Consider the following 14,774-nt stretch of genomic DNA (forward strand, 5'->3'; position numbering starts at 1 on the left):
AAAATCTCCGAAAAATTCAAGTTTAAAAACATAATCCAATTTTTCTATTGCACTACTTTAGGCTTGCCACGCCAGTAGGTTGGGTTACAAAGCTTGATAATGTTAGGTTAGCCTATAGGAAGCAAGCTATATTCCTCAACCCAACCTACGCCTACACCAGTTTTAGTTTTTAGCATTAACCCAAGCGTATTGTCCTATATTCAAATAATCTGGGTTTTTCGCTGCTTGAAATGATTATTATTCAAATAACTTCTGGTAACAAGCTATTTGCAACTGAATTATGCTACTAATTTGTTTTAGTGACTCTTGTCGCGCCTGTAAAAAAACAGCATGTGCTCTGGTCATGCAGGACGCATTTTCACTTAGCTTTTGATAGTAAGGGCTATGTAAATTTAACAAATTCGGTTCGTCAACAACATTATAAGTTGTCAAACTAGAAGTCAGATTATTTTCCTGTTCTGTTACCCAGTTTTCGCTAACTTCTAATTTTTCTACAGTTTCATTTCGCTCTTGTAGTAATAACTGAGTAGGTTCGCTGACTTTTTTTAGATTAGCTTCTTTTTGGAGAGTTGTTAGATTTGCAGAGGCATTTTCAAAGCTTTTAGTTGGACTTGGAATAAAAGAAGAGTTCATCTGGGCAAATTCCTTTAATTCTAATAGTTGATATTGCTGTTGATTAACGGTTTTGATTGAATATTTAAAAGATATATCTTGAGTATTTTCTTGGTTTTTATTTTTCAAAGATGTGTAACTAGTCTTGCTACTATCTAAGGTGGTAATTCTCAGGTTATACTGGCTTGGAATAGAATTTTCCGGTTCTTGAGAATATAGTGGTGATAAATCTAAGTCAACCCGATAACTAAGAAGTTTTGCTAAAGCTTTGATAATAGAAGTATGATCCTCTACACCTCTTTTATTAAGAGACACTGTGACGTGTTCTTTTGCATTCAGGGTTTTATCAATCCATCGGGAGCAGTTACTACCTGCGCCTACTTCGATAAATATTTTGAAACCGTCTTCATAGACGCGGTTAATTAACTGAGGAAAATTAAGCTGTTGACAGAGGTTTTGAGCAATGTTGTGAGCAATAGAATGGCTGTCAAGGTCAATGGGTTTATACTCGGCTGCGGAATAAAAAATAGTCTCTGGTACGTTTTGAGTAGGTAATGTATTTAATCTCACAAGTTCATCGTACTCAGAGCGCATTGCTTCGCAATGAATGACATGGGTAAAGGGAGCAGAAAAAGCATCACAATTTAGATTATTAATCACCCGTTGACAGGCTTGGATTTCACCAGCGATCGCAACTTCTTCTGTAGTATTAATTAAGGGTAAGTAGACGTGCTTTTCATCTTTGATTGCTTCCTGAACCCGCGATACTGGACACATCAGAATATAGTTGCGCCAAAAATCTTCGCCTTGCTCATTCTGTCCTTGAGGTAATCTCCAATACTCGCGCACAGCATTTTTGGGGCCAGATAGCCTTGTCTTCAATAGAGATGATGAGTTAAAACCCTCGCTACCTTCTTGAAACTCAGTCCAGATACCTTGAGCCAACATCATGCTAATTTCGCCCAAGCTATAACCAAAAGCAGATTGAGGCTTGATTTGAAAATAATTTTTCAGAATTGCTGTCATGAGTCCAGCACAGGCCATTTCTGATTCAAGTACTGCTACTGAATCTTTGAGCAATCGCTGTTCCAGGGCTTCTAATTGCCTGTTTGACAATTTTTCTAAGCTTCGAGGATAAATAAGTTTTTCGACGTTGGCAACACGATTGTAGATGCTTCTGATGAGCGGATCATCGTAAAGTTGAGGAAACAAGCGAAACAGATTCCGACCTAATCCGATATAAGCACTAAAGGCACCTGGGTAAACGAAAGCAACTTTACTTCTTTGACCCAACGGTTTTGCTGTAAAATAGCTGCCGAGAGGACTTTGCCAGTCTTTCCCTGTCTCGAAGGCATTGGCAATACCCTTGAGGGAGTGCTGAATTTCTCGTTGCAATTCATCTCGGTTATGTCCGAGAATTGCTACTGCATAAGTTGCCTGTTGACGCTGTTGAAAAGCTGTAAAAGTCTGCCTAGCAACATCAGATAGGGAAGAAGAACTTTGAATCGTTTGCCCAAGTGTGTGGATTTCGTCTAATAGAGTTGATTGATCATCAGCTGCGATCGCAAATACATGATAAGGCATTTGCTCTAAATATCTGCTGCTGTGATTTTTCTGATTTGGTTCCTCTGACAAAATTAAATGTGCATAACTGCCATCTATCTCCATCCCGTTAATTGCAGCTATTCTTTTAGTGGCTCCTTTTTCTAAAAACCAGGGTTTTGATTCTGAAGCCACATAAAAGGGACTATCTTGCCAAATCTCTGGCGTTTTGGGGCCAGACCATTGAGGAACTGCGGGAATGTAGCGGTGATATAAGCAAAGTGCTGTTTTAACCAGACTAACTATTGCCGATGCCGCATAAGTATGACCGATATTAGCTTTGACACTACCGATCGCACAAGTTAAATTTGGTTCCAATGTGCGATAAGCTGTGAGCAAACCTTGAATTTCTGACTCATCTTGCTGGGAAATTCCACTACCAACAACTTCTAAATAGTTGATATCTTTTGGTTGAATATCTGCACGATGAAAAGCCTGTTGACAAACTTGTGTTACCGTTTCGGAATTTAGGGATTGGGGAACTCGGGGCCCCCTCTGGGGATAAGGGGCAATGGGGACGCTATTTCTTGAGTTTTCTACGAGACTGAGAGCGTCAATCGTTGCATATATGCGATTGTTTTCTTGTTTTGCTGTTTCGTGCAGCTTCAAAACTACAGCCGCCGCACCCTCGCCGATTGTCCAGCCATTGGTATTCTGATCGTAACTGAGAGTATTTACGCCTGTGTTGACTTTTGTAATTTGATTTCGTTGTAAAATACTAGCGCCATCTCCAACAAGCTCGATCGCACCGACCAAAACAGCATCTACTTCTTTAATTTCAAGTAGCTTTTGTGCAAGCTCTAAAGCTTTGAAAACAGTATTTTGTTTGGCAATTAATGTGAATGCAGGGCCAGCAAAATTCCATAATTTGGAAATATAATCGGCCAGTCCGTTTTCGATATAACTTGGAGATTCACTGTCTTTATCGATAAATTCCAACTGCTCTGTTTTGGAAAGTTGATCTAGAGTCAGTTCTTTAGCAGTGGCAATTATTATTGCTATTCTTGTCCCTTGAGGAAGCGCCGCATCTTTGAGAGCGTTATCAGCTACCTGAAGCATTAACAGTTCTTGAAGGTTAAAATTGTCTACTTTTTCTGGCGATATTTCCAAAGGTAAAGGATCAATTTTAAAATCTTTGATGTATGCGCCTAATGGTAATATACCATCGATAAAACCATAGTTTTTCAGCAAATTTTCTTGTAAGCATTGCTGAGGAGGTATGGAAATAAAATGCTGAGTTCCCTCATAAATACTGCGTTCAAAGGCATCCAATCCCTTGCAACCGCCACCTAAATAGCAATCCATTCCCACTATCGCTATTTTAGGAGTTTTATTTTTTGCAAATTCTTCCATTACTTACCTCCTCAAGCTGATGTATATATTTTTTAGTTGCTGATTCTCTGACTTTTCACGGTATCTGGAAAAGTTATCTCTAAATAAATAGCGTTCAGTTAAGGATTTTCTCTTTGTCAAAGTGATTTTTTTAACGAACCACAAAGGGCGCAAAGGGCGCGAAGGAAGAAAAGAAATACTTAACTGAACTGTATTCCTCTCTAAATCTCTATCTTAAAATTTCCAGATGACTTAAAAAGTCAGGCTGATTCTTGCTTAAATTTCATCTAATTGCTTGGGTAAAATAGTTCCCTTTGCTCCAAGCATTCGGGTATATATTTGTCCTTGCGAATTATGGGCGATGACATCCACAACTAAACCCGATTCTGTCTTGGATTTTATTTGACAAGAAACGTAAAATGTTTCATCAAAGGGGACAGCTTGAAACTGTTCAAAAGTCTTGATTTCTGAAGGTAAACAAGCTACCTGATAAAAATGCTGCGCCCAAATCCAAAATGCATGAATCTGCACATCTGCAATGTAAGGATTAAATGTTTGGACTGGGAATTGTCCTTGTTCTCGTTCTGCTGGTTCCGGTAAATAGCATTCTATGGTTATCTTGTTCAGAGTGGCATTTAAGACAGATTTTACGCCTTGAAAAGTAAATCCGTGAAATAAGCTAGCTGCCCCATTTTGATAAAGTGATGAAGTCGTAGCGGTGATTCTATTATCCTGGCTTAAGTCCAGAAACTCGTGTGTAGGGGCATTAGGAAGTTGCCGCTTCAGCTTCATCTGGCTACTAAAATGATAACGGATTTTACCTTCTGGAGTTTTACTCCAAATTTTGGCATCGAAATCTATCTCATTGATATCATGTTTAGCAAGTTCTTGCAATTCTAAAGTGTATTCAGTTGGCAAATTATCATCGAAAATTAGTCCCTTCAAAACTTTATAATTTGTACAACTGAAGGCTTTGTAGCCTGGATAGATTTGTTCGCAAGCATTAGCAATCCATAATAATCCACAAGTCGCTGGTAGAACTGGATAACCTGCAATTACGTGGTCTTGTAAAAATGGATTTGCTGCTAATGTGAGTTGCCGTTGGATACGAAATTTTCTCAACTCACTGGGTAACTTTTCGGGGATATAAACCAGGGGACTACCAATCACAACTTGCACAGTTTCTTGATTTGCACTAGCTAGTTCATCAACTAACATTTCTGTGCCCATCTCAACAGGAATAGTCTCAATATTCCGTTCAGCAAAAGCTTGCTTTAATTCAGGAGAAACCATACCACTATCCCAAGGGCCCCAATTAATAGCTACTACATGAGAATGGGGATGGTTGCGTTTGACAAGGTGGGCTGATTTGTTGAGAATTTCATTAGCGATCGCATAATCCGACTGTCCCACGTTTCCGTAGAAACCAACTACAGAAGAAAACAGGACTAAATAATTCAGTTGACTCGGTGTTACGCACCGCAACAGATTTTCGAGACCTTTAACTTTGGCAGTGTAGACTGTTTCAAAATCTTGGACTGATTTTTTCTCAATCCGCTTATCAGCTAGATTTCCAGCCCCATGAATAATTCCTGTTACTGGGCCAAAACGCTTAACAGCATTAGCAACTTGCTCCTGAAGTGCGATCGCATCAGTCACATCAACATTAAAATATTCAGCCTTCCCACCCGCCTGGTTGATAGCTTGTAAGGTTGTAGCAATTTCCCGACTAGATGAAATAGCGTTAAACTTTTTCTGCACCATTGCAGGTGTGGGTTTTTCGCCTTTGGCGAAGAAATCCTCCATAATCCGCTTTTTCAAATCTGCTTCACTCAAGTAACCTTCAGTCCATACGGGTTCTGGATCGGCGGCGGAACGACCCACCAAAATAAATTTGCATTGATAACGCTGCGCTAGTTTAATCACACACTGAGCCGTTATCCCTTTCGCACCGCCACTGACGAGAAATACTTGGGATTTGGCATTCGGGATGGGGAAAACGTTGGAGGGAAAGGTGCTGGGTGCAAAGGGGATTCCGCCGATTTCCTGCTCTGGATTTTTTTGTTCTTCCTGTTCACATACTAGAGTTACTCGCTCTTGTGAGTTGTATCCCACTTCCACGACTAATAGATTTGGGTCGTGAAGTTCGGCGAAGATATGCTGTGCTGATGTTTCGGCATCTAAATCGGGACTGAGGTCGATCGCTCGACAAAATACAGATTCCCATTCCTGGTTCAAGGTTTTGGTGAGTCCAAATAGTCCAGCGCCAATTGCACCAAAGTTATTTTTTTGTCCTAGTCCGAATTCACCATCCAGACGAGCTACGGTTATAAAACTACTACGTCCTTGAAGTGCTGCTTGATTGAGTGATTCTTTGAGATATTTGGCAATGAGAAAGACATGGCGAAGGATGGCTTTTTCTGATTCCAGATAGCGGACATGGTTGCTTATATCGTCGTGAGTGGAAGGATTCAGATGGATAAATGTAGCTATTTGTCCATAGTTAGTAGCGATCGCTCCTAACTGTTCTCGCAAATGCTCCTCACTCAAATCCGTAAGCACCACACGGCTAATCCCTTCAGGTAACGGAGATTGTTTAGCAATCACGGTTGGAGGAAAAGTTAAGACAACGGTTTTCCAGCCGCGTTGGAACAGAATCTCAGCTAGTTTTGCTGTAGTCAGAGAACCATCATCGGTAAGCAAGGCGATATGGTTATCGGGTAAGGTGAAATCTAAAACATCAGGTTCGGGAAGATATTTGAGTCTGACAGGACTACGAAAAATTAGGGATTGGGTATTGGGGACTGGGGATTGAATATTGGGTACTGGGTATTGGGTATTGGGGACTGGGGATTGAGAAAAGTTTTTCCCAGTCGCTAGTCTCCAGTCCTCAGTCCCCAGTCCCTCTATATGTGCAACAATTTGTCCAAGGGTACGTAATTGGGCCAATGCTTCTGAATTCAGCTTGGGTAAATCCGGGTATAGCTCTAGCAACGCTTCGAGAATTTCCACAAGTTTGACAGCATCAATTCCCAAATCTGTCTCTATATCCATCGACAAATCTAACATCGTCGTCGAATAGCCTGTCTTTTCACTAACGACATTGAACACAATGTTAGTAAGCTCTGGAGATGAGGGGGATGGCGGGGATGAGGAAGGTATTGCTGTTACTCCTCCATTTCCCTCATCTCCCTTATCTTCCCCATCTCCCTCTGCTCCCTGCTCCCGTTCGGCTACGCTCACGGCAAGCCTGCTCCCTGACTCATTTGGGGCGTTGACAAAGCCCACCGCAGGCATTGCACCAGAAATCTCAGATGCAATTTTCCCCATATATTCAGCTATTTGAGCCAACGTGCGTAGTTGTCCTACTTCTTCGGGATTCGGCTTGGGCAAATCAGGGTATAGTTCTAGCAATGCTCCTAAAATTTCTACACGTTTGATGGAATCAATCCCCAAATCTGCCTCGATATCCATCGTTAGCTCTAACATCTCTGTTGGATAGCCCGTTTTATCACTAACGATGTTAATTAGAGTTTCACTCAGAGTAGCTTGATCGATGACTACTGGTGGTTCGGGTGTAAATTCTACAGGTGCAGTATTCTCCTTTAATGGAGTAATATCCAGAACTGCTGTTGCTTTATGATATGCGCCATTGCCATTACCATTACCATTTGTGCCGTTACCATTTGTGCCGTTACCATTAGTCGAAACTGGCTCAGATTTAGTGGCAAATCCGTTACTCGGCAAAGCAATCGGCGCAGTCTCTAGAACAGGGTTATCCTCTTTGACTGGTGGAGCTACTGGACTTGGTTGATAATTGACTGGCGGTATCAGATGTTGATTGGTATTGCTGGGCGACGGTTGATAATGTCGCTGAAGCAATTGGAAAAAGTTGTTAGTGTATTCTTGCTGATAGTTCAAATATTGCTCATGGATGCGGAGGCTATCAGTTTGATGATCGTGAAACCGCATGATGCTGCGCTCTGAACTGGAGACTACGAGTTGCTGTGTTTCTGTATGTGGTTCGCTGAATTTACCATTTCCCCATAACGCATGTTGTTGCTCCATGAGTTGGAAGAAAATTTTAGTATATTCTGTCTGATGGTTCAAAGATTGTTCATGAACTTGCAAGACATCATGTTGATGGCGATTGACCTCTATTAATGTGTACTCTAAGTTGTCTATAGCTCTTAAATAACTTAGAGGAAGTTCTGGACTAGGTTGTAAAGACTTCATCTCTAGTTGGTCTGATTGCCCATTCTGGCCAGATTTCACTCCACCGTTGACAGTTACTTTCTCTGCTGGATGAGAGGGATTAGCTGTTACTGAGTGAGATTTATTGCCATTCCCAAAAGTAGATTGACCGTTGACAGCTACTTTCTGTGTTGCTTTAGAGAAGTTAGCTTTATTGCCATTCCCAACGGCGGATTGTCCATTGACTGCTACCTTCTCTGTGGCTTCAGAGAAATTGGGTTTATTACCGTTCGCAACGGTGGGTTTCACTTCATGCCCATTTTGCATAGCTTTTTCAAAGGACTGCTTGGTTTTATCCGATACATAGTTAGTGCTATTTAAGCGGACATTTAAGACCTTATTTGGAGAAGCTTCTGGGATTTTGTACTCCAGTTGATAGGGGTCTAAGTTTTGCAAAGGTAATCCAGCAACGCGTAACTGTAGAACAGCTTGCCGTAAAGTGCGATCGCTATCTTTGAGATGACTAGCATTTAAAGCTACAGCTAAATGAGGGCGATCGCCCAGGATATCTTTTACCAAGTTGGTAAGAACGCTTCGCGGCCCAAATTCAATAAAGCAGTAACCGCCTTCAGCATAAATATTTTCAATTTCTTGCTTAAACAGCACCTGATTCTTCAGGTGATCTTTGAGGAATTTTTGAATGACTGGCGGCTCATTTGGGTAACGCTTCCCGGTAACATTTGTATAAACTGGGATTTGTGGCTCATTAAAAGTAACTTTCTCAATTGCTCTAGCAAAGGGTTGCTGTGCATAAGCCACTAATGGAGTGTGAAAGGCTGCGGAAACTCCCAACAAAATGCTAGAGAACCCTTGAGTTTTCAGAGCCTCCTGTACATTAGCAATTTCAGCTTTCGTCCCTGCTAGCACCATCTGATTTGGAGAATTCAAGTTAGCAATAGTGACTTGCGGGAAATTCTGAATTAGTTCTGTAACCTGATTTACATCCCCTTTCACCGCCAACATCGCTCCTGCATCCAAGAGAGGATCTTTTGGTACAGCCATCGCTTGACCTCTAGCTTTGACCAAGAACAGGTAATCTTTCTCACTCAAAACTCCCGCAGCCCACAAAGCAGTCAGTTCTCCAAAACTATGACCAGCCAAGAAATCTGGTTTAAATCCAGCTTGTTGCAATATCTTGTACAAACCAGCGCTAAAAGCTCCAATGGCTGGCTGTGCATATTCTGTTTGCTGCAAGACCTTCATCTGGGCAGTCTTTTGATCTAGATCAAACACAGGGTTCGGGAAAACAACCTCCGAAAGAGGCTGCAAACCGTCTTCGCGTAAAAGGTTATCAAGTTGAGCATAAGTCTGACCTAAGTCAGGGAAGTTGATAGCAAGTTCCCGACCCATTTCTAAGTATTGCGAACCTTGCCCAGAAAATAGGGCAACCACCTTCCCCTCTGTTGCTATGCCAGTTTTGCGATAGTAAATTCCTTGGGGATATTCCCATGATTCTGCTTGCAGCTTGCTTGTGAGCAAGTCAATACTTGTTTGCAGCAAGTCACAAGCTTGAGTGAGAGAATCAGCAACAAACCCAAGTCTGGCATTTGTAACTGGAATTTCTAAAGATTGAGAAGCCGCAATCAATTCTGTATAAAGCTGCTCTGCCGTATCAGATTGCAATTGGTGTCTAAGTTCTTGAATGCGCGATAACAATTCTTCAGGTGTTGACGCAAATAGCAACACCGACTGAGAAGGTTTGTGTAAACGATAGGGTTGCTGATGTTGACTTGTGTATTCTTCCAAAACGACGTGATAATTTGTGCCACCAAAGCCAAAAGAACTTACCCCTGCACGTCTTGGTTGGTCATCGCCGCTAATCCAAGGTCTGGTTTCGGTATTTAAGTAAAATGGGGAACTATCAATATCTAATTTAGGATGCGGTTTGGTGACATTAATCGTGGCTGGTAATACTTTGTGGTGTAAAGCCAAAGCCGTTTTGATTAGACTTGCCGCACCCGCAGCAGCTTTTGTATGTCCAATCTGCGATTTGACAGTTCCAAGGGCAATATGCTGTTTTTTGGGATTGTTTTCGCCAAAAACTTCTTTTATAGATGAGAATTCGGCAGGATCTCCAGCCATAGTACCAGTGCCGTGTGCTTCAATTAAACCAACACTTGTAGGCGAAAATCCGGCATCTTCGTAAGCACGATGCAAAGCTCTCATTTGACCTTCTGGACGTGGCGCATAGATACTTTTGTAGCGACCATCGCTAGAAGTACCAATACCTTTGATGACTGCATAGATTCGGTCATTATCTCGCTCGGCATCCTCAAGGCGTTTCAGGACTAACATTCCGACACCTTCGCCTAGCATCATCCCATCAGATTCTGCATCGAAAGGTTTGACATTCTCACCTTGGGAAACAGCAGGAGTTTTGCTGAAACACATATAGGCCATAATTGAATTGTCGGTGTCAACTCCGCCAGTGATCATCATATCGGCTCGATGCTCAATTAGCTCACTCATTGCCATTTTGAGCGCACCTAATGAACTAGCACAAGCGGCATCTACAACACAGTTAGTCCCGCCCAAATCTAGGCGGTTAGCAATTCTTCCTGTAACTACGTTTGCCAGCATACCGGGGAAGGCATTCTCATCCCATTGCACATAAGCACTTTTGATTTTCTCAATGATTTTTTGTGTATCCTCGTCAGATAGGCCACTCCCTTTGAGAACTTTTTCCCAAATCGGGTACTGCATTCTCACAGTCAGAGGAACCGCCAACTGTCTGCCTAGTGCCACACCTAAGATTACACCAGTGCGTTGGCGAAGCCCATCGTAGATATCGCGACTAAACTGTCGAGATTCACCGTAACCTGCATCTTCCATCACTGCTTTCGCAACAATCAAACCTAGTAATTGCGATATATCTGTGACTTCTAGGCTGTTGGGTGGTAGTCCAAATTCCATCGGATTGAAATTGACATCCGGGATAAATCCGCCTCTTTTACAATATGTTTTATCAGGTGTTCTGGGGTTAGGATCGTAATAATCCTCTACACTCCAACGCGAAGGGGGAACATCAGTAATACAATCAACTTTGTGAATTATTTTTTCCCAATATTCCTGTAAATTTTTTGATTGGGGAAAGATAGAAGCCATCCCAATAATTGCAATATCTGTTTTTTGCTGAGGTCTATTTATTTCGCTGGTTAGCGGTGCATTCTCAACCATAACTTTTTTCACCTGTATGAGCTTGAGTAGAGCCTGTTCACAATTGCTAACTTCTTCTTGCAACTGTGCTAAAACAGCTTCAATTCTAGAAGCAGTCATGACTTTTTATTCATTATTGGAGCTTTGAGATGTAAAGATGATAATAAAATTACCATTTCTACAAATAGAGAAAGACGCGATTACTTTTTAGATAAGGCTAGGGGCTATTGATGGTAAGCTATATGCTTTTACTTGAGCTTCAGAAGCCATAAACAAGACTTCAAGAGATTTTAGTGAGGATATTATGAAGTCTAAATGTAGCAATTCAGATTTCTTTTGGACTAAAGAATTGCTCTGAATTGCAAATGGCTTCAAGATTACAACATAAGTTGTTAATCAGATAGAAATTGGATGTTTTCATCCAGCTAACATCTCAACTTATCAATTGTAGTTAATATTAGGCTGTTTAATTCTCCATTACAATTGATATACAACTTATATACAACGGTATCGCTATTGAGAGGTAAAATGTTATTGGGCATAATTTATTAGTCCATCTTAATAACGGTACTAGTAGTCTGTCTGCCCGATCTCGTTTTGTATCTGACTCTGTGTTCTCTGTGCCTCCGTAGTTCATCTCATTAAATTTGCTGGGTAAATAAGTTTGTAGTTAGGATTTTTAAGCACTTTAATGATTAATACAAACCCTCAAAACCAGCTTATATAAGTGCATTTTCTGATTGCAATTTGGTAAATAAATCAGAACCTACATATAAACTTATACAGAATCATTTTCGGAATTAAAATTGTCATCTCTGTTATTACTTATCGTCTTGTTTTGAGCAGCAGTTAATAGCTTTTGCTCAAGCCTACTAATACTAATTCCAAGCTCAGAAGCTTTTTTTGTTTTCCACTCTTCTAGCTCACAATCATGTTGATTGAGCCATTCACGCACGGCAACGCGGGCCATCTCAGCTTTGCGAAGAGTCTGGCGAGCTGCATGAAAAATCAGTCGCTGGTTATCAAAGCTTGGCAATGAGAGCATGAATCGCTGTAGTTTCATTTTATCTAGGGTCTTTGGGGGGCGATCGCTGTTACTCACATAACTATTAGAACTCTTTTCAATTAGTATGTCACATAACAAAAATACATTACTCGAATTGCATACAAATTGCATATATCTTCAATTTAGCAATCATAGCTTGCTCGAAAAAATACTGAGAAAAAGCATTAAAATATCAACAACATTAGCCTCTTATTAATTTATTTACTTATTGAAAAATAGAGATGATAGCTAATTAAATAAGCTAAGTAACTGTGAGGTAATGCTATAGTTTTTACATCTATCCAAAAGTCGATTTATTTTTTTAAAGATTATGTATTAATCAATAAGATATTTTTTAAGGATTTTTATTCCTAAAGAAGTAATTCTGTCTGCAATGTAACAATAACCACTAGCAACTATATCTAAAGAATGAAAAATACTAGCGAACAACAGACCCATCATCAAGCAAAGAATTATTTTAATATGCTGAGTAACAGCAAGGACATAACAGTGTTAAAAAGTGGTCAAGTATCGCAATTTTTTTCATGTATTCTATCGAATATATTGCTAACTATTTCTCTTCACAACTGTTGCATATAGATTGCAATTGAGTATCAATCAGTTTATCGTAAGTGATTAAATAATGTAATTCAATACTGTTTGTTTAAGAAGGCAGAGAGATACATAAATAGGGAGAATATAAATATAATTCACCTGATTGCTGGTCACTCTATACATTCATAAACGCGCAGTATGACAATGTGATTTAATGCAATAATCCGTATTGTATGAAGCCTTCTGCATAATTAGACTGTCACGAAAATATAAGGGTTTGCTGGCATGAGACTATCTGAGCTAGATCCACTCATCCCGCTAATTGAGTTAAGAGAAGAACTCCTGAAGCTACCAAAAGGCTACTCATTTTATGAAGATGAACTGGTAGATTTTTTATCTCGACGAAGATGGCCTGAAAGTAATCGCCGCATTGATCGGACAACTTTCTGGCGGTGGAGAAATGACAACGGGATTGAACATCAAAAAGTATTTAGTCGATTGGATATCTTGAAACTCTGCCAAATTTGCGACCACTATCGCATAGATGGAACTCGCAATGAATATCTGGCGATCGTTAAAAGTAAAAAAGAGGCAGTTCTTAACAAATAAAGCTACCTCTGGCTAGATACATAAAATACCAAACGGCTTTATCTAGAGTTGATTTACTAACGGATTGATGGATTAATATGATTGATGTTAGTAATATATAGCTTTGGAAGCTCCCACCAACCCCCCTTCACGAGGGGGGCTTAATTCACTAATTCAAAATAGTTGCTTTTACCCGCTTCAAGCTGAATTCGAGTGTTCATCTTGGCATGATATAAGGTCTAATTTCATCTATGCTATTTCTGAATAATTTGGAAAGACCTTGTTCTCAGACATCGCTAATTTGGAATAGGTAATTATGGTACAGAAACAAAAACAGTCATTCATCAAACCATTCATTAAACCTGTAGTTTGGTGGCCAGTTATATTAGCAACTACTATGACTATAGCTACTGGTGCAGCCTCTTTCTATACCTTTTCACGATTTCAGTTGTCTTCAAAAGTACAGCCTATAGCTACCCCACGTAGTTCTCCTAAAATGACTACTATTGCAGCATTAGGACGTTTAGAACCTCAAGGAGAGGTTATTCGTCTATCGGCTCCAGAGTCCCAAGGGGGTGTTAGGGTAACAAAACTGATGGTAAACAAAGGAGACAGAGTGCGACAGGGGCAAGTAGTTGCAATGCTTGACAGTTACTTTCCTCGTCTTGCAGCTTTAGAAAAAGCTCAACAACAAGTCTTAGTTGCTCAAGCTAATCTTAACCAGGTAAAAGCTGGCGCAAAAGCTGGAGATATATCTGCACAAAAAGCAACTATTGCTCGTTTAGAAGCTGAGTTGCGCGGAGAAACTTCTGCTCAAGAAGCAACGATCGCTCGCTTAGAGGCTGATTGGCGGAATGCTGAAAGCGAAAATCAGCGCTATCAGCAGTTATATAAAGATGGTGCAATTTCAGCCTCCGACGCAGATACTAAACGTTTGCGAGTCGATACAGTTCAACAGCAACTCAATGAAGCTAAAGCTTCTCTCAAGCGCACTATAGAAACTCTTCAAAAGCAGTTAATCGAGGCCAAAGCCAGACTCAAGAGTATTGCTGAGGTTCGTCCTACCGATATAGCAGCAGCACAAGCTGATGTTGAAAGTGCATTAGCCTCAGTTAACCAGGCTAAGGCAGAGTGGGATTTAAGTATTGTGCGATCGCCCATAACCGGGCAAATCATGAAAATTAATACTTGGCCTGGAGAAATTATCGGCACTACAGGAATCGCTGATTTAGGTCGCACACAACAGATGTATGTGGTAGCAGAAGTCTATGAAACTGATGTTAAAAAAGTACGTATCGGTCAGTCTGCGATTATTACTAGCGATGCTTTACCAGGGAAATTACGAGGAAAAGTTACAGATATTGGTTTACAAGTTGGCAAACAAAATATCTTCAATAATAACCCTCAAGCAGACACAGATAACAAAATAGTTGATGTAAAAATTCGTATTGATAATCTTCAAGATAACCAGCGCGTTGCTGGTCTGACTGATTTACAGGTAGAGGTAATTATTAATATTTAGAACTTCTCAATAAGGCTTTGTTAACTCATTGAACATTCTTACCCTACCTAATACTAATTCCTAATTGGCTACACTTTAACAAAAAATCCTTGATTTAAACAAAGCATT

Annotated in this window: 5 protein-coding genes; 2 read left to right on the plus strand and 3 right to left on the minus strand. The window is 40.4% G+C overall.

What is annotated here, in order from left to right; all coding sequences use genetic code 11:
• Positions 1-237: 237 nt before the first annotated feature.
• From FBB35_RS13285 to FBB35_RS13295, 3 genes are all read right to left on the minus strand, one after another.
• Complete coding sequence (locus FBB35_RS13285) at positions 238-3,567, minus strand: type I polyketide synthase (RefSeq protein WP_174710011.1); 3,330 nt, start codon at positions 3,565-3,567, stop codon at positions 238-240.
• A gap of 255 nt (positions 3,568-3,822) precedes the next feature.
• On the minus strand, positions 3,823-11,076 hold the full coding sequence (locus tag FBB35_RS13290; RefSeq protein WP_174710012.1) for a type I polyketide synthase: 7,254 nt from the start codon (positions 11,074-11,076) through the stop codon (positions 3,823-3,825).
• Between the two features lie 658 nt (positions 11,077-11,734).
• Complete coding sequence (locus FBB35_RS13295) at positions 11,735-12,001, minus strand: hypothetical protein (protein WP_174713630.1); 267 nt, start codon at positions 11,999-12,001, stop codon at positions 11,735-11,737.
• Positions 12,002-12,841: 840 nt separating this feature from the next.
• Here FBB35_RS13295 and FBB35_RS13300 point away from each other — a divergent pair.
• Entirely contained in the window at positions 12,842-13,165 is a 324-nt protein-coding gene (locus tag FBB35_RS13300; RefSeq protein WP_114080674.1) for a hypothetical protein, read from the plus strand.
• 295 nt (positions 13,166-13,460) lie between these two features.
• Positions 13,461-14,666, plus strand: coding sequence for an ABC exporter membrane fusion protein (locus FBB35_RS13305; protein WP_174710013.1), 1,206 nt, complete (start codon positions 13,461-13,463; stop codon positions 14,664-14,666).
• Positions 14,667-14,774 lie beyond the last annotated feature (108 nt).

The sequence above is a fragment of the Nostoc sp. TCL240-02 genome (genome assembly GCF_013343235.1).
Taxonomy (GTDB): Bacteria; Cyanobacteriota; Cyanobacteriia; order Cyanobacteriales; family Nostocaceae; genus Nostoc.

Excerpts from the sequence above, each read along its gene's own strand:
- FBB35_RS13285 (WP_174710011.1), bottom strand. The coding sequence starts at position 3,567 with ATGGAAGAATTTGCAAAAAATAAAACTCCTAAAATAGCGATAGTGGGA.
- FBB35_RS13290 (WP_174710012.1), bottom strand. The coding sequence starts at position 11,076 with ATGACTGCTTCTAGAATTGAAGCTGTTTTAGCACAGTTGCAAGAAGAA.
- FBB35_RS13295 (WP_174713630.1), bottom strand. The coding sequence starts at position 12,001 with ATGCTCTCATTGCCAAGCTTTGATAACCAGCGACTGATTTTTCATGCA.
- FBB35_RS13300 (WP_114080674.1), top strand. The coding sequence starts at position 12,842 with ATGAGACTATCTGAGCTAGATCCACTCATCCCGCTAATTGAGTTAAGA.
- FBB35_RS13305 (WP_174710013.1), top strand. The coding sequence starts at position 13,461 with ATGGTACAGAAACAAAAACAGTCATTCATCAAACCATTCATTAAACCT.